24 protein-coding genes, 1 other RNA gene and 1 pseudogene are annotated in these 23049 nt (G+C 50.3%); 11 read left to right on the top strand and 15 right to left on the bottom strand.

Annotated elements, in window-relative coordinates; all coding sequences use genetic code 11:
* The first annotated feature begins 176 nt into the window (after positions 1-176).
* From FEM44_RS06580 to FEM44_RS06590, 3 genes are all read left to right on the top strand, one after another.
* On the top strand, positions 177-569 hold the full coding sequence (locus FEM44_RS06580; protein WP_000732240.1) for a DoxX family protein: 393 nt from the start codon (positions 177-179) through the stop codon (positions 567-569).
* A gap of 69 nt (positions 570-638) precedes the next feature.
* Positions 639-1625: a glutathionyl-hydroquinone reductase YqjG gene (gene yqjG / locus FEM44_RS06585; protein WP_130210378.1), complete on the top strand. Its 987-nt coding sequence runs from the start codon at positions 639-641 to the stop codon at positions 1623-1625.
* A gap of 282 nt (positions 1626-1907) precedes the next feature.
* Complete coding sequence (locus FEM44_RS06590) at positions 1908-2276, top strand: DUF805 domain-containing protein (RefSeq protein ID WP_135523957.1); 369 nt, start codon at positions 1908-1910, stop codon at positions 2274-2276.
* Positions 2277-2484: 208 nt separating this feature from the next.
* Here FEM44_RS06590 and yhaJ read toward each other — a convergent pair whose 3' ends face one another.
* A complete protein-coding gene (yhaJ, locus tag FEM44_RS06595) occupies positions 2485-3381 on the bottom strand; it encodes a DNA-binding transcriptional regulator YhaJ (RefSeq protein ID WP_001041008.1) in 897 nt (298 codons plus the stop codon).
* 104 nt (positions 3382-3485) lie between these two features.
* On the opposite strand from yhaJ, the gene FEM44_RS06600 reads away from it, so the two are divergent.
* Positions 3486-4187, top strand: a complete 702-nt coding sequence (locus FEM44_RS06600) for a pirin family protein (RefSeq protein WP_135523956.1) — start codon at positions 3486-3488, stop codon at positions 4185-4187.
* 21 nt (positions 4188-4208) lie between these two features.
* Positions 4209-4373, top strand: coding sequence for a protein YhaL (gene yhaL, locus FEM44_RS06605; RefSeq protein WP_074399591.1), 165 nt, complete (start codon positions 4209-4211; stop codon positions 4371-4373).
* A gap of 39 nt (positions 4374-4412) precedes the next feature.
* Here yhaL and FEM44_RS06610 read toward each other — a convergent pair whose 3' ends face one another.
* The 10 genes from FEM44_RS06610 to tdcA all read right to left on the bottom strand — a co-directional run bounded on the left by FEM44_RS06610 (position 4413) and on the right by tdcA (position 16460).
* Positions 4413-4655 (bottom strand): hypothetical protein, encoded by a 243-nt coding sequence (locus FEM44_RS06610; RefSeq protein ID WP_138158950.1) that lies wholly within the window; start codon positions 4653-4655, stop codon positions 4413-4415.
* A gap of 82 nt (positions 4656-4737) precedes the next feature.
* Complete coding sequence (cyuA, locus tag FEM44_RS06615; protein ID WP_135523952.1) at positions 4738-6048, bottom strand: cysteine desulfidase; 1311 nt, start codon at positions 6046-6048, stop codon at positions 4738-4740.
* A gap of 27 nt (positions 6049-6075) precedes the next feature.
* Positions 6076-7407, bottom strand: a complete 1332-nt coding sequence (locus FEM44_RS06620) for an amino acid permease (RefSeq protein WP_130210814.1) — start codon at positions 7405-7407, stop codon at positions 6076-6078.
* A gap of 277 nt (positions 7408-7684) precedes the next feature.
* Positions 7685-9049 (bottom strand): L-serine ammonia-lyase, encoded by a 1365-nt coding sequence (gene tdcG / locus FEM44_RS06625; RefSeq protein WP_135523951.1) that lies wholly within the window; start codon positions 9047-9049, stop codon positions 7685-7687.
* Between the two features lie 69 nt (positions 9050-9118).
* Positions 9119-9508, bottom strand: coding sequence for an enamine/imine deaminase (locus FEM44_RS06630; protein WP_064529572.1), 390 nt, complete (start codon positions 9506-9508; stop codon positions 9119-9121).
* A 13-nt stretch (positions 9509-9521) separates the two neighbouring features.
* Entirely contained in the window at positions 9522-11816 is a 2295-nt protein-coding gene (gene tdcE / locus FEM44_RS06635; protein ID WP_135523950.1) for a 2-ketobutyrate formate-lyase/pyruvate formate-lyase, read from the bottom strand.
* A 33-nt stretch (positions 11817-11849) separates the two neighbouring features.
* Positions 11850-13058 (bottom strand): propionate kinase, encoded by a 1209-nt coding sequence (gene tdcD, locus FEM44_RS06640; protein WP_135523949.1) that lies wholly within the window; start codon positions 13056-13058, stop codon positions 11850-11852.
* 25 nt (positions 13059-13083) lie between these two features.
* Positions 13084-14415, bottom strand: coding sequence for a threonine/serine transporter TdcC (gene tdcC, locus FEM44_RS06645; RefSeq protein ID WP_135523948.1), 1332 nt, complete (start codon positions 14413-14415; stop codon positions 13084-13086).
* Between the two features lie 21 nt (positions 14416-14436).
* A complete protein-coding gene (gene tdcB, locus FEM44_RS06650) occupies positions 14437-15426 on the bottom strand; it encodes a bifunctional threonine ammonia-lyase/L-serine ammonia-lyase TdcB (RefSeq protein ID WP_000548353.1) in 990 nt (329 codons plus the stop codon).
* A gap of 95 nt (positions 15427-15521) precedes the next feature.
* A complete protein-coding gene (gene tdcA, locus FEM44_RS06655) occupies positions 15522-16460 on the bottom strand; it encodes a transcriptional regulator TdcA (protein ID WP_130210820.1) in 939 nt (312 codons plus the stop codon).
* A gap of 314 nt (positions 16461-16774) precedes the next feature.
* On the opposite strand from tdcA, the gene tdcR reads away from it, so the two are divergent.
* Together tdcR and FEM44_RS06665 are read left to right on the top strand one after the other, a co-directional pair.
* Positions 16775-16993: a transcriptional activator TdcR gene (tdcR, locus tag FEM44_RS06660; protein WP_217496767.1), complete on the top strand. Its 219-nt coding sequence runs from the start codon at positions 16775-16777 to the stop codon at positions 16991-16993.
* A 285-nt stretch (positions 16994-17278) separates the two neighbouring features.
* The gene (locus tag FEM44_RS06665; protein ID WP_138158952.1) at positions 17279-17473 is read left to right on the top strand and encodes a hypothetical protein; all 195 of its coding nucleotides are present in this window, start codon (positions 17279-17281) and stop codon (positions 17471-17473) included.
* Positions 17474-17476: 3 nt separating this feature from the next.
* Here the strand turns inward: FEM44_RS06665 and rnpB are convergent.
* The 4 genes and pseudogenes from rnpB to agaR form a co-directional block, all read right to left on the bottom strand.
* An RNA gene (gene rnpB / locus FEM44_RS06670) (RNase P RNA component class A) lies at positions 17477-17853 on the bottom strand.
* Between the two features lie 32 nt (positions 17854-17885).
* A pseudogene (locus FEM44_RS06675) lies at positions 17886-18405 on the bottom strand (glycerate kinase); the annotation flags it as partial.
* Positions 18381-18521 (bottom strand): glycerate kinase, encoded by a 141-nt coding sequence (locus FEM44_RS06680; protein ID WP_138158954.1) that lies wholly within the window; start codon positions 18519-18521, stop codon positions 18381-18383. The gene FEM44_RS06680 and the pseudogene FEM44_RS06675, both read right to left, overlap by 25 nt.
* Positions 18522-18527: 6 nt before the next feature.
* The gene (gene agaR / locus FEM44_RS06685; RefSeq protein WP_135523947.1) at positions 18528-19352 is read right to left on the bottom strand and encodes an aga operon transcriptional regulator AgaR; all 825 of its coding nucleotides are present in this window, start codon (positions 19350-19352) and stop codon (positions 18528-18530) included.
* Between the two features lie 248 nt (positions 19353-19600).
* Here agaR and kbaZ point away from each other — a divergent pair, with 248 nt between their 5' ends.
* Genes kbaZ through agaE form a run of 4 tightly spaced genes read left to right on the top strand, consistent with a single transcriptional unit; the run spans position 19601 to position 23035 of the window.
* Positions 19601-20881, top strand: coding sequence for a tagatose-bisphosphate aldolase subunit KbaZ (kbaZ, locus tag FEM44_RS06690; protein ID WP_135523946.1), 1281 nt, complete (start codon positions 19601-19603; stop codon positions 20879-20881).
* A gap of 22 nt (positions 20882-20903) precedes the next feature.
* The gene (agaV, locus tag FEM44_RS06695; RefSeq protein WP_002461030.1) at positions 20904-21377 is read left to right on the top strand and encodes a PTS N-acetylgalactosamine transporter subunit IIB; all 474 of its coding nucleotides are present in this window, start codon (positions 20904-20906) and stop codon (positions 21375-21377) included.
* Positions 21378-21387: 10 nt separating this feature from the next.
* Complete coding sequence (gene agaW / locus FEM44_RS06700) at positions 21388-22167, top strand: PTS N-acetylgalactosamine transporter subunit IIC (protein WP_000406214.1); 780 nt, start codon at positions 21388-21390, stop codon at positions 22165-22167.
* Complete coding sequence (gene agaE / locus FEM44_RS06705) at positions 22157-23035, top strand: PTS N-acetylgalactosamine transporter subunit IID (protein WP_001295548.1); 879 nt, start codon at positions 22157-22159, stop codon at positions 23033-23035. The genes agaW and agaE overlap by 11 nt, the downstream gene beginning before the upstream one ends.
* Positions 23036-23049: the final 14 nt, after the last annotated feature.

Raw genomic sequence — 23049 nt, forward strand, 5'->3', positions numbered from 1 at the left:
GGCCGGAACTACTCCGGCCTTATCCCTCAAATTTTTTGAAAAAATTTGACAGTTTTCCTTGCTAACAATCAGCATTCACCACGTTTATTATTCTCTCCATCGACAGCAATGACGCTAATGCCGCGCCCTTGCACAAAAAAACAATCAGCAGCCTGAGTGGCGCAGTGGAGAGTATGATGAAAAAATTAGAAGATGTTGGTGTACTGGTAGCACGTATTTTAATGCCGATTCTGTTCATTACCGCAGGCTGGGGAAAAATTACTGGCTACGCTGGTACTCAACAATATATGGAAGCAATGGGCGTCCCGGGCTTTATGCTGCCGCTGGTGATTCTGCTTGAGTTTGGTGGTGGTCTGGCAATCCTGTTTGGTTTCCTGACTCGCACCACCGCGCTGTTTACCGCTGGCTTTACACTGTTGACGGCGTTTTTATTTCACAGCAACTTTGCCGAAGGCGTCAATTCGCTGATGTTCATGAAAAACCTGACAATTTCTGGCGGATTCCTGCTGCTGGCGATTACCGGACCGGGCGCGTATAGCATCGACCGTCTGCTGAATAAAAAGTGGTAAGCACGCGCTATACTTAACGATAAAAAACGAGGGGGAAGCTCCTCGTTTTTGCTATTGGAGGAAAGAAAAATGGGTCAACTGATTGACGGCGTCTGGCATGACACCTGGTACGACACCAAATCCACTGGCGGTAAATTTCAACGTTCAGCTTCTGCATTTCGTAACTGGCTCACTGCCGATGGCGCGCCAGGCCCTACTGGCAAAGGCGGTTTTGCCGCAGAAAAAGATCGTTATCATCTCTATGTTTCACTCGCCTGCCCGTGGGCGCACCGCACGTTGATCATGCGTAAACTCAAAGGACTGGAACCGTTTATTTCCGTTTCCGTGGTGAATCCGCTGATGCTGGAAAACGGCTGGACCTTTGATGACAGTTTCCCGGGTGCAACCGGCGACACGCTCTATCAACATGAATTCCTGTACCAGCTTTATCTCCACGCTGATCCACACTACAGCGGACGAGTCACTGTTCCCGTGCTATGGGACAAAAAGAACCACACCATTGTCAGCAACGAATCAGCGGAAATCATCCGTATGTTCAATACCGCGTTTGATGCACTGGGCGCGAAAGCGGGAGATTATTATCCTCCTGCACTGCAAACTAAAATTGACGAACTTAACGGCTGGATATACGACACCGTAAATAATGGCGTCTATAAAGCTGGTTTTGCCACCAGCCAGGAAGCCTACGACGAGGCGGTGGTGAAAGTGTTTGAATCACTGGCGCGTCTGGAACAGATATTAGGGCAGCATCGCTTCCTGACGGGTAACCAGTTAACCGAAGCCGATATTCGCCTGTGGACCACGCTGGTTCGTTTTGATCCGGTGTATGTCACCCACTTCAAGTGCGATAAGCACCGTATCAGCGATTACTTGAATTTGTATGGCTTCCTGCGCGATATCTATCAGATGCCGGGAATAGCCGAAACCGTCAATTTCGACCATATCCGTAATCACTACTTCCGCAGCCATAAGACCATCAACCCAACGGGAATTATTTCGATTGGCCCGTGGCAGGATCTCGATGAACCGCACGGGCGGGATGTTCGCTTCGGTTAAACAAAGGCACCCTTCGTGGTGCCACTGGTTGTTGGCTAAGTGCGTGTTGTTATGTCGGATGCGGCGTGAACGCCTTATCTGACCTACAAAACATCGTACATTCAATATATTGCAGAAGCCGCCCAGGCCAGATAAGCGTAGCGCATCAGGCGATTTTGCGCTTGCCCTTATCCTTCACAGCGCCTTATTAATTCATCTCGATAATATTTACTGCAAATTCATTCATGTCTATTCTTAATTTGCTGCTTTAAAAACAAGTGATTGAGCAAAATTGAGGCAAAAATGGACTGGTATCTGAAAGTACTAAAAAATTATGTCGGTTTCCGGGGGCGTGCACGGCGCAAAGAGTACTGGATGTTTATTCTGGTCAACATCATCTTTACGCTCGTGCTGGGACTGCTGGATAAAATGCTGGGCTGGCAACGTGCCGGTGGCGAAGGCATCCTGACGACTATCTATGGCATTCTGGTGTTTTTGCCGTGGTGGGCAGTACAGTTCCGTCGCCTGCATGACACCGACCGTTCGGCGTGGTGGGTGCTACTGTTCTTAATTCCGGTTATCGGTTGGCTAATTATCATCATCTTTAACTGCCAGCCGGGGACGCCAGGCGAAAACCGCTTTGGACCCGATCCGAAACTGGAGCAGGAATAATAATTAAGCACCTTGTATAAAGGTGCTTCAGATTGTTGACAAAGTGCGCTTTGTTTATGCCGGATGCGGCGTAAACGCCTTATCCAGCCTACAAAATCTCCAAAATTCAATATATTGCAGTGACTGCGTAGGCCTGATAAGCGTAGCGCATCAGGCAGTTTTGCGTTTGTCTGCAGCCAAAAGTACCTTGCAAAAGGTGCTTAATCGTTTATTTTCCGGCGAATAATTTTGGAATTTCCCGCAAACACCAGGATTTTGCTTCCCCCATACTGTCGCGACGCCAGGCCATAATAATATCGATTTCGCTGGTCGATTCCGGACTGACGACACGCAACCGCCCTTCAGCAATATCTTTTTCCACCATCGGATACGGCATAGTTGCCACGCCAAGCCCAGCCAGTAACGCCTGGCGTTTATCTTCAATAGTGCTCACCGTTAAGCGCGGCTGTTTGTCCAGTAGCTGTACGGTCAATACCGGGCGCTCACGAGCGGTATCCGCCACCGCAATTCCGCGATATTTCACGCGCGTCACTTCAGAGAGCGGTTCCGGCTCCTGATGAATCGGGTGATCCGGCGCAGCCACGTAGACGTTCATCAAGGTGTAAAGCTTACGAGAGTTGATTTCCGACGAGGAGCGAAAATGCATATCCGGCGCGATAACAATATCTGCTCGCCCCTGTTCCAGCCGCTCCCACGCCCCCGCCAGCACCTCAGTAATGATTGCCAGTTGGGTATTGGCTTTCGCCGCCAGTTTGTCGATCAACGGGAAAAAAGCAGGCGTAGGCACCAGCGCCTCGGTCACAATAGTGAGATGTGTTTCCCAACCACGCGCGAGGGCTTCGGCATCGGTGGTCAGTTTATCTGCCGCCTCCAGCAGAACGCGTCCCCGCTCCAGCAACATTCGCCCGACATTGGTGAATTTGGTGCGATGGCCCGAGCGGTCAAACAGCACCACATCAAGCTCTTCTTCCAGCTTTTGCATGGTGTAACTAAGCGCAGAAGGCACGCGTCCCAGCTCATCGGCCGCCGCCGCAAAACTACCACGGCGATCAATAGCATCCATAACCCTTAGTGCTTCCAGCGTTAACGCCCTTTCTTTGGCCATTTCGTTCTCATTCAGGAAATTTGAACATACCGGGCAGAATATCTGGCTAACAATGTAGCGTCCAGCCCCTTACCATAAAAGGAAGTAAAGAGAGGTCAAGAATTATGATTACTACCCGAACTGCCAGGCAGTGTGGACAAGCAGACTACGGATGGTTGCAGGCCCGGTATACTTTTTCCTTTGGACACTACTTCGACCCGAAATTGTTAGGCTATGCCTCCCTGCGCGTGCTTAACCAGGAAGTGTTGGCTCCAGGTGCCGCCTTCCAGCCACGTACTTATCCCAAAGTTGATATTTTGAATGTGATTCTCGACGGAGAAGCAGAGTATCGGGACAGCGAAGGCAATCATGTACAGGCCCGCGCCGGTGAAGCCTTATTGCTTTCTACTCAGCCGGGCGTGAGTTATAGCGAACATAATATCAGCAAAGACAAAGCGTTAACGCGAATGCAGCTCTGGCTGGATACCTGCCCACAACGGGAGAATCCGCTGATTCAAAAACTGGCGCTGAATATGGACAAGCAGCAATTAATCGCCTCGCCAGATGGCGCGAAAGGTAGCCTGCAACTGCGCCAGCAGGTGTGGCTGCATCATATCGTGCTCGACAAAGGCGAAAGTGCGAATTTCCAGTTGCATGGGCCACGCGCGTATTTGCAGTCTATTCACGGTCAATTTCATGCGCTTACACATCACGAAGAGAAAGCTGCGCTGACCTGCGGTGATGGCGCATTTATTCGTGACGAGGCTAACATTACACTCGTTGCTGATTCCCCGCTGCGCGCTTTGCTGATAGATTTACCTGTCTAGTTTTTTTACAGGGAGAAGATGATGAGTAAAAAATCGGCGAAAAAACGTCAGCCAGTAAAGTCCGTTGCAGCGAAAGAAACCACCCGCGCTACCAAAAATTTTGGCTATGAAGAGATGTTGAGTGAGCTGGAGGCGATAGTCGCCGACGCCGAAATACGGTTAGCCGAGGATGAAGCTACCGCATAAAAACAGGTTGCCGGATGCGGCGTAAACGCCTTATCCGGCCTACAAAACCAACAAATTGCACAATTCGTAGGCCGGATAAGATGCGCCAGCATCGCATCCGGCATCAGGTACAAAACCCAACAACATCAACAAATTGCACAATTCGTAAGCCGGATAAGATGCGCCAGCATCGCATCCGGCATCAGGTACAAAACCCAACAACATCAACAAATTGCACAATCCGTAGGCCGGATAAGATGCGCCAGCATCGCATCCGGCATCAGGCACAAAACCCAACAACATCAATAAATTGCACAATTCGTAAGCCGGATAAGATGCGCCAGCATCGCATCCGGCATCAGGTACGATATCCGAAATCCGGCGCTTATCTGGCCTTGCTCGCCATAATCTCGATAATCTGCCGATCCGTTTGCTGCATTGAATGACTTGCCAGCGCGCACAGATTGGCGATTGACTGCTCAACATCATGCGCCACAATCCCTTCATTGCCGGTCACGGCGGTATCATCCAGCGCCATTAACACCGCTTTCCACGCTGCCGAGGCACTGGTCGAAACCTTCATCGCGCAACTGTTCGACGCGCCATCGCAAATCATACCGCTAACATCACCAATCATACTGCTGATCGCCATCGAGATCGTTTCATAACGACCATCCACCAGCCATGCCATCCCGGCAGCGGCGCCCATTGCTGCCGTTGTTGCAGCACACAGCGCAGACAAACGCGGCAACTGGTTATGGATGTAAATCGCGCTCAAATGCGAAAGCATCAGCGCACGCGCCAGCCGTTCATCATCCGCCCCGAAGTGTTCCGCGACCACCACCACGGGCATTGTCGCGGTGATCCCCTGGTTGCCAGAACCGGAGTTACTCATCGCCGGAAGCGTTGCGCCGCCCATACGCGCATCAGATGCCGCGCTGGTACGAATCACAATGGATGAAGAGAGATCTTTCGCCAGCAAACCGCGTGCACACTGTTTTTCCAGCGTAGCGCCAATATGCAGCCCCCAGTTCCCACTCAAACCTTCCTGCGATAACGCGCAGTTTAATTTCGCAGAATCGAGAATAAAGCGGATCGCCTCAAACGGGACTTCATTGACGAACTTCAGGATCTCGGCGAGCGTTGTTCTGGAGAGCACCGCCAGCGGCGACTCTTGCTCTCCCTCTGTCACGCACGCCTGCTGGGCAAACACCACGCCATTGTGCGTCTCAATATGCACAATGTTGGTATGTCCACCGACGATGGTGACACAAGCCCACTGCTCGCCGTTCCAGACTTTGGCGCGTGAGAAGAGGATTTCATCGCAAGGTTCCTGGATCTTGACCGAGACTTTCCCCGCCGCCAGCAACGCTTTGGCATCGGCAATTGCCTGCGCCGTTGCGTCTTTCAGCACTTCCAGCCCAGCTTTGGCATTCCCACCTAACGCGCCCAGTGCTGCCGCAATCGGCAGCCCCACCATTCCCGTACCGGGAACGGTGACGCCCAGACCGTTCTTCATCAGATTTGGCGAAACCCAGGCTTCTACACGTTCAACCGGACCTTCCAGTTCTGCCGCAGCAACCGCCGCCGCCAGCGCCAGTGAAATCGGTTCAGTACATCCCAGCGCCGGTTTTACTTCCTCCTGAACTGCAAGGATGTAACGCTGCCATAACGGATTTAAAGTCGAATCAAACATAATAAAAACCTTAAAATTTCAGGTAAATCATGAAAATGCCAGGAACGGAGAAACGCAAAGCAACAAACCGGTGACGATAATCAGGTACAGAGAGGCACCTTTGTATTTGTGCAATGCCGGTACTTTGTAAACCAACCACGCTGGGATCAGGCACCCTACCATGCCGAAAATAGGGCTACAGATAGAGGTAAAGCTCAACACTGGCGCATTCAGTACGATGGCGCTCCAGGCCAGTAAAATGGCAAAAATCATGATGCCGCGCTGAACGAGATTTTCGTTAATCTTCTCAGCTGGCATCTTGCGGCGCAGGATGTTCATTACGATCCCTTGCGTTGCTTCACGAAAGCCTAAATAGACGCCAAAGAACGCGGTCATTACGGCAAAGATATTGAGGATGACGCTGACCACTTTCACCCATGCTGCACCGTCGCCGCTAATAAATTGAGCTGCAATCGCCAGCGCGGAAATATTCTGCTCGTAGGCTTTTACTGCTTCGTCATGTCCCATCGCCAGCGTGAACGACACTGCGTAGAAAAAGACGGTGACAAACAGGATCCCAAACGCAATGTTCATCGCCCGCAACGCTTTATGTCGCGCTACTTCGATCGATTTTTCTCGCGAACGATAGGAAATCACCATCGGGCTTAACGTCTGAATAAACAGAATCGAGGTTAAGGTAAACGGCAGTGTGATAATGGCGTTTTTCACCAGCAGCCCCAGCGGCGGCAGCGAACCGACGTTATACAGATGCCACATCCCGACCATCGATACACCCAGCGCCGCCACCACCAGCAGTTTGGTCAGCACCATGCCGGTCGAAATTTTGAATAACAGTTTCTCGCCGCGTGAAGATATCGCGACCAGAATACAAATCAGTACCAGGCCATAAAACGGACTGTCAGACAGCAATCCTTCCGTCACGCCGAAAGTATGCAGATAGGAGGCGCTATCGTTAGTGATGGCGGTGGAGTAAACAAACATCCAAATAACCAGCATCACAAAGTAAAGTGCACCTAACAAAATGCCCCAGTTTTTACCCAAATAACCACTAATGACACTCGGGTAATCTTTACACTCTGGAGATTCCGCCAGCGTATTAATAAACAATCGCTGAAACAGATACATTGCCGGGTAGCCAATCACTGATGAGAGCAAAAATACCCACAATCCCATCAATCCGACCTGCACCGGGAGAAAAACTATCCCCGCGCCAATCGCCATCCCAATACTCATAATCACCCAACCGGTGTCGGTACTGTCGAATTTGATAGCTTCACGCCATTCACTTTCGCTCATTCCAGCACGACCCGCCGGGGTCGAAGCGTCTGCAATGACGCCTTTATTCGTTGCAATTTCCATAATTTCTCGCTCAATATTTTGTAGGGCTTTTTATTTTTTTCGAGCCGCATCAAGGCGATACGCGGTCTACGTTTTTTTGCAGGCGAGTTATTAGAATGAAGAAATGATACGCGTGAGGTCAGAGAAAATCTTCACAATCAAGACTTTGAAATAGCAATTATGGATAATAATTTTCTATTAAATCAATCTTAGAGAAATAGTTATTCTCTATTTGCGGCAGATCACAATAAAAAAGGGTGCACATTTTGTGCACCCCAGTATAAACGCGGATGAGATATCAGCCGCAGACCACTTTAATGGCCAGTCCTCCGCGTGAAGTTTCGCGGTATTTATCGTTCATATCTTTGCCGGTTTCGTACATCGTCTCGATAACTTTATCGAGAGAAACACGCGGTGCGGAAGTGCGTCCCATCGCCATCCGCGCGGCGTTCACGGCTTTAACAGCATTAATAGCATTGCGTTCAATACACGGAATTTGCACCTGCCCGGCAACCGGATCGCAGGTCAGTCCCAGGTTGTGTTCCATAGCGATTTCCGCCGCATTGCACACCTGCGCCGGGCTGCCGCCCAGCAGTTCGGTTAACCCTGCCGCCGCCATTGAACAGGCCACGCCAATTTCGCCCTGACAGCCCACTTCCGCACCAGAAATGGAGGCATTCATTTTATACAGCGCACCGATAGCGCCAGCTGCCAGCAGAAAACGGGCAATGGAGCGCTCATTGAGCGGGCGGCGGAATTTATCGTAATAGGCCAGCACCGCAGGAATAATGCCGCAAGCACCGTTAGTTGGCGCTGTCACAACACGTCCGCCAGCGGCGTTTTCTTCGCTGACTGCCAGAGCAAACATATTGATCCAGTCGATCACGTTCATCGGATCGTTAGAGATATTGTCGCTGGAAACCAGCAAACGCCGCAGCGCCACCGCCCGACGTGGCACATTGAGCGGGCCTGGCAACACACCTTCGGTATTCATACCGCGTTCAATACCGTCATGCATCACCTGCCAGATACGCGAAAAACCAGCATCAATTTCGGCTTTGCTACGTAGCGCCAACTCGTTTTGCAGCATCAAACCAGAAATAGATAACCCGTTGTAATCACACATTTTCAACAGCTCACCTGCTGAATGGAAATCGTAAGGGACGAGCGTTTCAACATCCAGTGACATGCCGAATTGTTCTTCTTCGACAATAAATCCGCCACCGACTGAATAATAGGTTTTGCTTAACAGTTCTTCCTGCTCTTTCCACGCGGTAATACGCATCCCATTCTCATGACGGGGCAGCGTTTCCGCATGGAAAATAATGTTCTTTGCCACTGGGAAATCAACGACATGTGCGCCCGCTGCCACCGGCAACCTTCCGCTGCGCGTCACTAATTCAATAAATGCAGGTATCTCATCAATAACAACGTCCTGCGGACTATTTCCTGCCAGTCCCATGATGATAGCGATATCCGTGGCGTGACCTTTGCCCGTCAGTGACAACGATCCATAAAGATCGACCACAATGTGGCTCGTCGCGGTTAATAAGCCGCTCTTCTCCAGTCGATCAATAAAACTTTTTCCGGCATTCATTGGCCCCACGGTATGAGAACTGGAGGGACCAATCCCAATTTTGAAAATATCGAATGCACTAATCATATCCACACCCTCGGATTGCCGTTCGTGAAGAGGAGCGGAGCGACCCTGCGATCGCCCCGCTCAAGAGCTTTATGCGTTGCGTACCGCGATAGCTTCAATTTCCAGCTTCACATCTTTCGGCAAACGCGCTACCTGCACGCAGCTGCGTGTCGGGTAGGTCGCCTGATGCTCATCAAAAAACTGCTTGTAGACTTCATTGATGGTGCCAAAGTCATTAAGGTCGGTAATGAACACCGTCATCTTCACGATATCGCCAACGGTCAGCCCGGCAGCAACCACGATCGCTTTGACGTTTTCCAGACTTAAACGCGCCTGATCTTTCACGTCCGCAGGGATCTCCCCGGTCTGCGGGCAAACCGGAATTTGTCCGGAGGTGAAGACCATGCTGCCTAAATCAACGCCCTGAACATATGGGCCGATTGCGCCTGGCGCACGTTGCGTTTCGATAATCTTTTTCATACATCCTCCGGCATCAAAGCGCCTGGGTAAAGGTTCGTGAAATCACATCCTGCTGCTGTTCACGGGTCAGTGCGTTGAAGCGCACGGCGTAGCCAGAGACACGGATTGTCAGGTTCGGGTATTTTTCCGGGTGCTCAATGGCATCCAGCAACATTTCCCGATTCATAACGTTGACGTTGAGGTGCTGACCACCTTCCACATCCGCTTCGTGGTGAAAATAACCATCCAGCAGGCCGACAAGGTTGGTTTTGCGTACCGGATCTTCTTTGCCCAGCGCCGCAGGGACAATTGAGAAGGTGTACGAAATACCGTCTTTGGCGTAGGTGAACGGCAGCTTGGCAACGGAGGTCAGCGAAGCCACGGCCCCTTTGCGGTCACGACCGTGCATCGGGTTAGCACCTGGTGCGAACGGTGTACCGGCGCGACGACCATCCGGTGTGTTACCGGTTTTCTGGCCGTACACCACGTTAGAGGTGATGGTCAGAATCGACTGAGTTGGTACAGCGTTACGATAGGTTGGCAGGGCTTTAATTTTCTTCATAAAGCGTTCAACCAGGTCGCAAGCAATGCTGTCTACGCGCTCGTCGTTGTTGCCGTACTGCGGATATTCGCCGTCGATTTCAAAGTCGACCGCCAGGCCGTTTTCGTCACGAATCGGTTTCACGCGGGCATATTTAATTGCGGAAAGTGAATCCGTCGCCACCGACAGGCCCGCAATACCACATGCCATCGTGCGATAAACATCACGATCGTGCAGCGCCATCAGTGAGGCTTCGTAGCTGTACTTGTCATGCATGTAATGGATGATGTTCAGCGCGCTGATGTACTGCACTGCCAACCAGTCCATGAAATGGTCGAGGCTGCTCATGACTTTGTCGTAGTCCAGAACGTCGTCCATCAGTGGTGCTGTTTTCGGGCCGACCTGAATCTTCAGCTTCTCATCCACCCCGCCGTTAATTGCGTACAGCAGCGTTTTCGCCAGGTTAGCGCGTGCGCCGAAGAACTGCATCTGCTTACCAATCACCATCGGGCTGACGCAGCAGGCAATCGCGTAATCATCGCTGTTGAAGTCAGTACGCATCAGATCGTCGTTTTCATACTGCAAGGAAGAGGTGACGATCGACACCTGCGCGGCATACTTTTTGAAGGCAATCGGTAATTCTTCCGACCACAGAATGGTCAGGTTAGGTTCCGGTGCAGGCCCCATAGTGTGCAGAGTGTGCAAATAGCGGAAGGAGTTTTTGGTCACCAGGGTACGACCGTCCAGCCCCATCCCGCCGATGACTTCCGTTGCCCAGATAGGGTCGCCGGAGAACAGCGAATCAAATTCCGGCGTACGCAGGAAGCGCACCATGCGGATCTTCATGATGAAGTGGTCGATCAATTCCTGCGCCTGCTGCTCGTTGAGCACACCGGCTTTGAAGTCACGTTCAATGTAGATATCGAGGAACGATGCAGTACGGCCCAGCGACATCGCGCCGCCGTTTTGCGATTTCACCGCCGCCAGGTAAGCGAAGTAGAGCCACTGCACCGCTTCCTGCGCATTCTGCGCTGGACGAGAGATGTCGAAGCCGTATTTCGCCGCCATTTCCTGAATCTGCAGCAGCGCATGACGATGTTCTGCCAGCTCTTCACGCAGACGGATGGTGGCTTCCAGATCTTGCCCTTTTTCCAGACGAGACTGGAGATCGGCAAATTGTAGTTCGCGTTCACGGACCAGATAACTGATGCCGTACAACGCCACGCGGCGATAGTCACCGATAATACGTCCACGGCCATAACCGTCCGGCAGACCAGTCAGTACGCCAGATTTACGGCAGCGCAGCATATCCGGTGAGTAAACATCAAATACGCCCTGGTTATGGGTTTTACGCAGATCGGTAAACACGTATTCAAATTCGCTGTCCATTTCACGGCCATAGGCGTGGAATGAACTTTTAATCATGTTGATGCCGCCGAACGGATGCAGCGCACGTTTCAGTGGCGCATCTGTTTGCAGGCCAACGATTTTTTCCAACGGCTGGTTGATATAACCGGCATCATGGGCAGTAATAGTGGTGGCAATATTGGTATCGAAATCAACCGGCGCATGGGTCGCGTTTTCGATACGAATACCTTCCATCACCTTTTCCCATAATGCCGTAGTGGCTGGCGTCGCTTCGGCGAGGAAAGATTCATCCCCTTCATACGGTGTATAGTTATGTTGAATAAAATCGCGGACATTAATTTCGTTTTTCCAGTCCGTACCTTTAAAGCCAAGCCATGCGTCGGCGTACAGCTTATCGCTGGTATCAATATCTACCTTCATGAAAAATAATCTCTCTACAATACTTCAACTAAATTATGCAAATTCTGCGGGTGCTTTAACTTTGCCTAAATGAATTGCATCTAGCGCAATCATTTTTTCTTCATTAGTCGGAATAACGGCGCAAATTACGCGCGCATTTTCACTGGACACAATTCTTTCACCGTAAGCGTTAGAGCGATTATTCATTTCTGCATCAATCTCTACGCCTAATACAGTCAAATGCTCCATGACCAGACGACGAATTAAACTTGAATTCTCACCTATTCCACCGGTGAATATAATTCCATCCAGGCGATGTAATGAGGCAGCGTGTCCGGCAATATGACGGGCAATTCGGTGAACAAAGGTTTTAATTGCCAGTTGTGCACGTTCATGACCTTCATGCCAGGCTTTTTCCAGTACACGCAGGTCGGAAGAAAGACCGGAAATCCCCAATAGCCCCGATTCTTTATTCACCACGCGTTCCAGGTCGCCAAGGCTCTGGTTGGTTTGACTGGCCACCCAGGACATCGCGCCGAAGTCGACATCGCCACTGCGCGTCCCCATCATCAACCCTTCCAGCGGCGTCATCCCCATTGAGGTGTCCACGCTCTGCCCGTTACGAACCGCGCAAATAGACGCGCCATTGCCAAGATGCGCCACCACCAGGCCTGAGTCATCTTCCGCCAGATCCAGCAGAGAATGCGCGCGCTGGGAAACATAGCGGTGAGACGTGCCGTGGAAGCCATAGCGGCGCACCCCCAGCTCTTCGTAATATTTCCACGGCAGGCCGTATAAATACGCTTCCGGGGCCATTGTCTGGTGGAAGCTGGTATCAAATACTGCTACCTGAGTTACGCCAGGAAATAATTGCTGGGCAGATTCAATGCCACTTAAATTGGCGTAATTATGCAGCGGCGCCAGTGGAGAAACGCGACGGATATTATCAATGACTTCATCGGTAATAATGGCGGACTCGGTAAAAATACTGCCGCCGTGAGCGATGCGGTGGCCAATTAAGGCCACGCTGTCATTTAAATTCCGCTTTTCCAGTTCAAACGCAATTGCCTTCAATGCACCTTCGTAGCTGTGGTGAGCCAGCGGTGCTGGCTCTCCTCCATTTACGGATAAGAATGCATTTTCCGAATTAATACCGTCGGCAATACCTGACATTAATACTTCACAGTTCGAGGCATCCAACACGGAAAACTTAATTGAAGACGAACCACAGTTAATAACCAAAACAACCGGAAATTCATTCATCTCTTTTCTCATCCTGAGTTACGGATTAAAACAGTTTGTACACGATGTTCAGGATGGTCAGCAGACCAATCACGGTAACAAACACGTTATCCAGACGACCACGGTATTTCGCCAGCGACGGCGCTTTACGGATGGCATACATCGGCAACAGGCACAGCAGTGAAGCGATAATCGGCGCGCCCATGGCTTCAATCAGGTCCAGAATGTTCGGGTTGGCGTAAGCAACTACCCAGGTGGAACCCATGATGAAGATCATGCTGATGGTGTTCAGTTTGCCGGAAGACACTTTCGTCTTATCGCCTTTGTAGCCGAACTTCAGTACCAGACCGTTCAGACCTTCCAGCGTTCCCAGATAGTGACCGAAGAAAGATTTGAAGATAGCAACCAGTGCGATGATAGAAGCGGCATATTCCAGTACGGTGGCGAACGTCGATTTCTCACCGGACATGGAAGCAAAGTGGTTAGCCAGATAAGAAAGCACCGGAATGTTCTGTGCTTTTGCTTCCGCCATGTTTGCCGGAGACAGCGTAAACAGGCAGCTGAAGGCAAAGAACATCACCACGGCAACCATCAGCATGCTGGCACGGGAGATGATCTGTGAGCATTTCTGCTCAGTGAAGTCGCGACCGAAGTCTTTCTCATACTCTTCACGCTTAGAAACGACGAAGGAAGAGACGATTGGCGAGAAGTTAAAGGAGAAGACCATGATGGAAATCCCCAACCAGACGGTGATCAGGATACCGTCATGACCGGTTAACGTCAGCGCGCCGAGGTCAACTTGATCGATAACCGCAGAGTTCCAGTAAGGGATCAGCGACAGAGAAATCAGCACCAGGCTGGCGATAAACGGCCACACCAGGTAACTCATCACTTTAACCATCAGATCCTTACCAAACCAAATGACGAACGCCATCAGCAGCAGCAGGAACAGCGCCACGAAGCCGCGGTTCAACGCCGCAAAGCCAAGCTGGTTTTCCCAGAACGTCATAAAGGTGTTGGTAATAGTGACGCCATAAATCCACAACAGTGGGCAAATCGCGAAGAAGTACAGGAACGTGATGACCACGCCACCAGTTTTACCAAAGTGCTCTTCCACCGTTTCCGTAATGTTGCCGGAAGGGTTAGAGCCAGAAAGACACAGACGCGCCAGCGCCCGGTGGCAATAAAACGCGATGGGGTATGCCAATACCAACATCAGAAGAATCGGGATCAGTCCGCCAAAACCTGCGCGGATAGGGAAGAACAGCACGCCAGCACCAATAGCTGTGCCGAACAAACCCAACGTCCATGTGGTATCTGATTTACGCCAGGACGATTGTTTTGTCTGGCTGGATACAATGCTATCTGAAGTACTCATATCCTATCCTCAACGAATTAATTAAGCGTCAACGAAACCGGTGATTTGAGAGACGCGAGAAAGATCGATATTACCGCCGGAAATAATGCTGACGGTTTTTCTGTTTTGAATATATTGGTCTAATTTACCGCTTAATAACGCAGCACATGCCAGAGCGCCTGCGCCTTCGGTGACGACTTTATTGCGCTGAATTAAGGCAATCATACTGTTTCTGATTTCGTCTTCGCTGACCAACACGATGTCATCGACTAATTCACGAACGATTTCGTAAGTTAAATTACCCGGGCGGGCGACATCACAACCATCCGCCAGGGTGCCGGTAGTTCGGTGCGTGGTTATTTCTCCCGAGTGGAAAGAAGCCGCCATGCCGTGAACGTTTTCTGATTGCACACCAATAACACGAATTGTCGGGTTAATAGATTTAATCGCTACCGCAATACCAGCAATTAAACCGCCACCGCCAATTGGCACAATCACATTATCGACATCATAGAGATCTTCCATAATTTCCAGGCCAATCGTTCCCTGACCGGCAATCACTTTCGGATCATCATAAGGTGGGATAAAAATACGGCCTTCCGTTTCGACAATTTCGCTAACTTTGGCGATGGTATCGTTAAAGTTGTCGCCGTGCAGAACAACTTCAGCGGAGTAGTCACATGTCGCCGCGACCTTGGATTTTGGCGCGCCTTTCGGCATTACTACTTTCCCGTCGATGCCCAGCATGGCGCAGGAGAGCGAAACCCCTTGCGCATGGTTACCCGCAGAACAGGCCACCACACCTTTGCGTTTTTCAGCATCGGTTAAAGAGCTTAATTTATTAAATGCGCCACGAATTTTAAATGAACCAGTACGCTGCATATTTTCAAACTTAAGGAATATTTCACCTTTGCAACGTTCACTAAAATAATTGGATCGAGGCATGCCTGTTTTATAAATTCGCCCAGCCAGTCGTTGTTTTGCTTCAATAATGTCATCAATAGCAACCGGGAGATCGTATGTAATATGCATGATAAACCTCTTAACCTGAATTAAATATGTAGGTAACCGTAACCGACACCCGAAAAAAGACAGGTGGATTATTTATGTTTGAGAAAAACAAATAACTAATCAGCTTCTATTAATTGTCTTCGTCTACACCCATTATAAGATGAATACTCTTTGGCTAGTTCAACCAAAACCGATGCTGCTTTTTTAATACGATAATTTTTTGACCATACCGCGGCATATCGCGCCACGGGCAACGTTTCTTCAACCGGAATAGTAATAAATTGATTAGAACCAAAAGGTGAAGTCATATCACAAGGAATCACGGTTAAGAAATCAGCATTGAGAACAAGATTATAAATTGTCACGACTGAGTCGGTTTTAACGATGTTTTCAATACTGATGCCATTTCTTTGTAACGTGGTGAGAAGTTCGCTGTAGTATCCCATATTAGTTTGCGGCAACACCCACTGTTCGTTTTTCAACGACTCCAGCGTGGTAGTGCCGGTGCATGTTCGGGACTTGCTGGCCACCAGCACAAACTCGGACTCGAACAGCGGCTCAACATGCAAATCCTGAAGCTTCATCTCTGCACTTAACGTACCAATCGCAAAATCGAGGCGTCCGTCGCGGATAGCAGGTAAGAACGAGGACAACTGAGCTTCATACATTGAGACTTGCGCTCTCGGGAACACCTCTTTGAATTTGTTGATCATCCCGGACATAAAGGTAAAGCCAATTAGCGAAGGAAAACCAAATGAGACTTCCACCACAGCTTCAGAGGACATACCGCTTATCTCATTAACCATATTTTTCATTTCGCGGGTAATGGATTCGGAACGTGAGAGCAACAATTGACCCGCTGGCGTCAGCGTTACACCGGTATTTTTCCGTACCACTAATTCCACGCCAAAATAATCTTCAATATCATTAATGATTTTACTTACAGCAGGTTGAGTTAAACCTAATTCTTTTGCAGCCGAGCCAATAGAGCCACTTCTGATGACTTCCTGAAAGACTACCAGGTGCTGCGTTTTAGGAAGAAGAATAGTGCTCATATCGACCTGCATTAATTACCTCATTGACGACATGAAGTGTATCAAAATGGAATGAATAGGATATGTGCGACCACTCACAAATTAACTTTCAATTGCTTTCCAGGCATCTACTTAAATCAACATAAATCTTTAATATCAATGAGTTAATGTAATTAAATCAGCGTAAAGCCTGACTTTTATCAAAAAACAAAGGGGGGGATAACCATATTTTATGGCGATAACAACACGCTTTATATGGCTTATTAAAAAATGTCCTGCGACGATATTTCAAGCAAATATCGTGTATTTCTCAGGCGAATTTTAAGTTAAATTTAATGAGCAAGTTATCAAATTTTATTATAAACAAATCATATTTACAGGTAAATAATGCGCCGCGTCACATTTTTTCGCGGAATTTGTTGGTCGCAAAACATTTATTTTATCAATATTTTAAAAAATCGAATACAGATATCGATCATCTCGAACAATTGATTAACGTCAACTTTTACCATCATAGCAGGACGTCATTTTGTGAATGCAATCGTTTTCCATGATTTCTGCTGTCCTCATAATGCACGGATAGCATTTTGTGTTGATGATCACAAAACTAATAATTCATATTTGAAGGTAAGTAATCCTGGGAGACAACAAGGGTGACGAAAAAAGAGTATTTATACTGAAAAAAAGAAACTGACCGATAAGCCGCTTTCTTTTGGGTATAACGTCGTGGACAGTCATTCATCTTACTGCCGCGCAAAAGCAAAAACCAGCCAGATTGCGCTGGCGGGTTTTCGTTGAAGAGGTGAAACTGACCGATAAGCCGCTTTCTTTTGGGTATAGTGTCGTGGACAGTCATTCATCTTACCGCCGCGCAAAAGCAAAAACCCGCCAGATTGCGCTGGCGGGTTTTCGTTGAAGAGGTGAAACTGACCGATAAGCCGCTTTCTTTTGGGTATAGTGTCGTGGACAGTCATTCATCTTACCGCCGCGCAAAAGCAAAAACCCGCCAGTTTGCGCTGGCGGGTTTTCGTTAAATCAGGTGAAACTGACCGATAAGCCGGGTTCTGTCGTGGACAGTCATTCATCTAGGCCAGCAATCGCTCACTGGCTCAAGCAGCCTACCCGGGTTCAGTACGGGCCGTACCTTATGAACCCCTATTTGGCCTTGCTCCGGGTGGAGTTTACCGTGCCACGGACTGTTACCAGCCGCGCGGTGCGCTCTTACCGCACCCTTTCACCCTTACCTGATCCCACTCGCGTGGGCCATCGGCGGTTTGCTCTCTGTTGCACTGGTCGTGGGTTTCCCCCCCAGGCGTTACCTGGCACCCTGCCCTATGGAGCCCGGACTTTCCTCCCCTCCGCCCGTCTCCCCCGAAGAGGACGACGACGAAGCGGCGACTGTCTGGTCAGCTTCGCCGCGCAGTATAGAGGGTTTACACGCCCTTGTCACCCCGCGTTGCGCATTCCAATCGCCAGTGTTGCAGCAATATTGCGCGAAGCTCGGTAAATATTGTCATAAGCCCCGCTGAAAGCTTCATCCAGCGTAACAATACTGTTTAACACGCTGAATACAGCATCGATACCATGCTGGTGCACAACGCCAACATCCTTCGTAAGACTACCCGCAATGCCAATTACCGGTTTATTGTATTTATTCGCCACATTAGCCACCCCAATCGGTACTTTGCCATGGATGCTCTGGCTATCAATGCGCCCTTCTCCGGTGATAACCAGCGTGCAATCGTGAATATGTTCTTCCAGATTTAAGGCCGTAGTCACAATCTCAATGCCGCTCTTTAGCTCTGCGCCAGGAAACTCCATTAGCCAAAGATACGCGAAGCGCCGCTGTCGCCCACCAGCGGATTGGTAACATCACAGGCGACAAGAATCGTACAATTCTTTTCTTTAAACGCGGATCAAGGCCAGAAATATCAATGGTATTCAGAGTATTGAGACTGCTGCCGCCATTTCAATAAACGCAGTTTTACCGTCACCAGAGATCCCCCAACTGGCAGTATTTAACCCGGCACCGGTGACTTGATAATTCAATTCGTAGCCCGATAGCACACGTTTATCGGGCATAGTGAGTCACAGCGAAGACGCGTGCTCCTCGACCAGAATCACTTCAACCCCTGCCTTTCGCAGCCCTTCCAGGCTATCTGCAGGAATGCCTTTATCGACAATGATCATGTCGATCCGCTGGGTATCGATGATCTTATGTAGGCTGGATCGGTTGAACTTACTGGAATCGGTGACCACGATGATCCGTTCCGCAACTTCGCACATCCGACGGTTTAAACGGGCTTCATCTTCATTATGCGTGCTGACGCCACGCTCCAGATCAATAGCATCTACGCCAAGAAACAGCATATCGAAGTGGTAATTTTGCAGCGATTGTTCAGCCTGATCGCCATAAAAAGATTGTGACTGACGGCGCAAATGCCCGCCGGTCATCAGAAGCTCAACACCTTCCGCTTCCAGCAAAGCATTGGCCACGTTCATACCGTTGGTCATCGCAATTACGTCAGTGTGCTTGCGCATCAGACGAGCAATCTCAAAAGTGGTGGTCCCGGAATCGAGGATCACCCGATGACCTGGCTGAATCAACTCAACGGCAGCTTTCGCAACGCTGCGTTTCATCGCCGTGTTGAGCGCGCTTTTATCTTCCACTGATGGCTCGACTGACGGCGTCGTGCTATCGCAGATCAACGCGCCCCCATAGGCCCGCACAGCGATCCCCTGCTTTTCCAGAAACGCCAGATCGTTACGGATCGTCACAGTAGATACACCATACAATGCCGATAGATCATTAACTTGCACACTTCCTTGCTGGCGCAGGCGTTGAATGATCTGCTCTCGTCGCTCACTGGTGCCTGTCACTCGCTTCTCGCCTGAAGCGTCGGTATTACTCATAGTAAGTCCTTTCGTAAAACTTTCGTTTCATTTCTTTTTGCCTATTAACGCCTTTCTATTAAGCAAATGCAAGCCCACCTTGCCCATTGACGCAAGCTACGCTCGTTTCAGTAACTTTCATTGTGTTTCTTTTGTGAATCAGATCAGAAAACTATTATCTTTCGTTTTATTTTTATCTCACCATGCCGCAGTATCAATTGAAACAAAACGAAAGATTAAAGTTGCAGTAATCTGAACTGGAGAGGAAAGTGAAACATCTGACAGAAATGGTGAGACAGCATAAAGAGGGCAAAACAAATGGGATTTATGCCGTTTGTTCCGCACATCCGCTGGTGCTGGAAGCTGCAATCCGCTACGCCTGTGCAAACCAAACGCCGCTACTGATTGAAGCGACGTCCAATCAGGTGGACCAGTTCGGCGGTTATACCGGAATGACGCCCGCCGATTTTCGCGGCTTTGTTTGCCAGCTTGCTGACTCGCTGAATTTCCCACAGGACGCGTTGATTCTGGGTGGCGACCATCTGGGGCCAAACCGCTGGCAAAACCTGCCTGCCGCTCAGGCGATGGTCAATGCCGATGATTTGATTAAAAGCTACGTCGCGGCAGGATTCAAAAAAATTCACCTTGATTGCAGCATGTCCTGTCAGGACGATCCGGTTCCCTTAACCGATGGCATCGTTGCCGAACGCGCCGCTCGTCTGGCGAAAGTGGCGGAAGAAACCTGCCGTGAACACTTTGGCGAGGCTGATCTGGTGTATGTCATTGGCACCGAAGTTCCGGTGCCTGGCGGCGCACATGAAACCTTAAGCGAACTGGCTGTCACCACGCCGGATGCCGCCCGCACCACGCTGGAAGCCCATCGTCACGCTTTTGAAAAGCAAGGTCTGAATGCCATCTGGCCGCGCATCATCGCGCTGGTAGTTCAGCCTGGCGTCGAATTCGATCACACCAACGTTATTGATTATCAGCCCGCCAAAGCGGCTGCCTTAAGCCAGATGATCGAAAACTACGAAACGCTGATTTTCGAAGCTCACTCTACGGATTATCAAACGCCGCAATCGTTACGTCAGTTGGTTCTTGACCACTTTGCCATTCTGAAAGTCGGCCCGGCGCTGACCTTCGCCCTGCGTGAAGCCCTGTTCTCTCTGGCAGCGATTGAAGAAGAACTGGTGCCAGCGAAAGCCTGTTCCGGTCTGCGTCAGGTACTGGAAAACGTGATGCTCGACCGCCCGGAATACTGGCAAAGCCACTACCACGGTGACGGCAACGCACGTCGTCTGGCGCGTGGTTATAGCTACTCGGATCGCGTGCGCTACTACTGGCCGGACAGCCAGATTGATGACGCTTTCGCCCATCTGGTTCGTAATCTGGCGGATTCACCGATTCCGCTACCGCTCATCAGCCAGTATCTGCCGCTGCAGTACGTGAAAGTTCGCTCCGGCGAGCTGCAACCGACGCCACGGGCGTTAATTATCAACCACATTCAAGACATCCTGGCGCAGTACCACACAGCCTGTGAAGGCCAATAACCAAAACAAAGAGGAACACGCTATGCCAAATATTGTTTTAAGCCGGATTGATGAACGCTTGATTCACGGTCAGGTCGGCGTTCAGTGGGTCGGATTTGCGGGGGCAAATCTGGTGCTGGTAGCCAATGATGAGGTTGCCGAAGATCCGGTACAACAAAACCTGATGGAAATGGTGCTGGCAGAAGGGATCGCCGTACGTTTCTGGTCGCTGCAAAAAGTTATCGACAACATTCATCGCGCCGCCGATCGGCAGAAAATCCTGCTGGTTTGTAAAACACCCGCCGATTTCCTGACGCTTGTTAAAGGTGGCGTCCCGGTTAGCCGCATTAACGTTGGCAATATGCACTACGCCAATGGCAAGCAGCAAATCGCCAAAACGGTTTCTGTGGATGCGGGCGATATCGCGGCGTTTAACGATCTGAAAGCCGCTGGAGTGGAATGCTTCGTTCAGGGCGTCCCGACAGAGCCTGCTGTGGACCTCTTTAAATTGCTTTGAGGGATTCATCATGGAAATCAGTCTGTTGCAGGCATTTGCGTTGGGCATTATCGCCTTTATCGCTGGCCTGGATATGTTTAACGGCTTAACCCATATGCACCGCCCGGTGGTCCTCGGCCCGTTGGTCGGGCTGGTACTTGGCGATCTGCATACCGGTATTTTAACCGGCGGTACGCTGGAACTGGTGTGGATGGGGCTGGCCCCGCTGGCGGGCGCACAGCCGCCTAACGTGATTATCGGTACTATCGTCGGCACAGCGTTTGCCATTACCACTGGCGTGAAACCCGATGTCGCGGTCGGCGTCGCCGTACCTTTCGCTGTCGCAGTACAGATGGGGATTACCTTCCTGTTCTCGGTGATGTCTGGCGTGATGTCTCGCTGCGACAGGATGGCGGAGAACGCCGATACACGCGGCATTGAGCGCGTGAACTATCTGGCGCTGCTGGCACTCGGTACCTTCTATTTTCTCTGCGCTTTCCTGCCTATCTACTTCGGCGCGGAACATGCAAAAACCATCATTGATGTCCTGCCGCAACGATTAATCGACGGCCTCGGCGTCGCGGGCGGCATCATGCCAGCAATCGGTTTCGCCGTGCTGCTGAAAATCATGATGAAAAACGTCTACATCCCCTACTTCATCCTGGGCTTTGTTGCCGCCGCCTGGCTCAAGCTGCCGGTGCTGGCTATTGCTGCCGCTGCGCTGGCGATGGCGCTGATCGACCTGCTGCGTAAATCTCCTGAACCGACTCAACCTGCGGCACAGAAAGAGGAATTTGAAGATGGCATCTAATCAAACCACCCTGCCGAACGTCAGCGAAAATGAAGAAACACTGCTGACTGGCGTCAATGAAAACGTGTATGAAGATCAGAGCATTGGCGCGGAGCTGACGAAAAAAGATATCAACCGCGTCGCCTGGCGTTCCATGCTTTTACAAGCGTCTTTTAACTACGAACGTATGCAGGCTTCCGGTTGGCTGTACGGTCTGCTGCCAGCACTGAAAAAGATCCACACTAATAAACGCGACCTGGCGCGCGCCATGAAGGGGCATATGGGTTTCTTCAATACCCATCCGTTTCTGGTGACGTTTGTGATCGGCATTATCCTTGCGATGGAGCGTTCTAAGCAGGACGTTAACAGTATTCAGAGCACCAAAATTGCCGTCGGTGCGCCACTCGGCGGGATTGGCGATGCGATGTTCTGGCTAACGCTACTGCCGATTTGTGGCGGGATAGGTGCAAGCCTCGCGCTACAAGGCTCTATTCTCGGCGCAGTCGTATTTATTGTACTGTTCAACGTGGTGCATCTCGGTTTGCGTTTTGGTCTTGCGCATTACGCGTATCGAATGGGCGTAGCAGCGATCCCGCTGATTAAAGCGAATACCAAAAAAGTCGGCCATGCAGCGTCTATCGTTGGGATGACGGTAATCGGTGCGCTGGTAGCAACCTATGTCCGATTAAGCACCACGCTGGAAATCACGGCGGGCGACGCAGTGGTTAAGTTACAGGCTGATGTTATCGACAAACTGATGCCTGCCTTCTTACCACTGGTCTACACCCTGACCATGTTCTGGTTGGTACGCCGCGGCTGGAGTCCGCTGCGCCTGATTGCGGTGACCGTGGTTCTCGGCATCGTCGGTAAATTTTGCCATTTTCTTTAAATACAATGAGGTAT

Origin of the sequence: Escherichia sp. E4742 (genome assembly GCF_005843885.1) — a bacterium.
Taxonomy (GTDB): Bacteria; Pseudomonadota; Gammaproteobacteria; order Enterobacterales; family Enterobacteriaceae; genus Escherichia.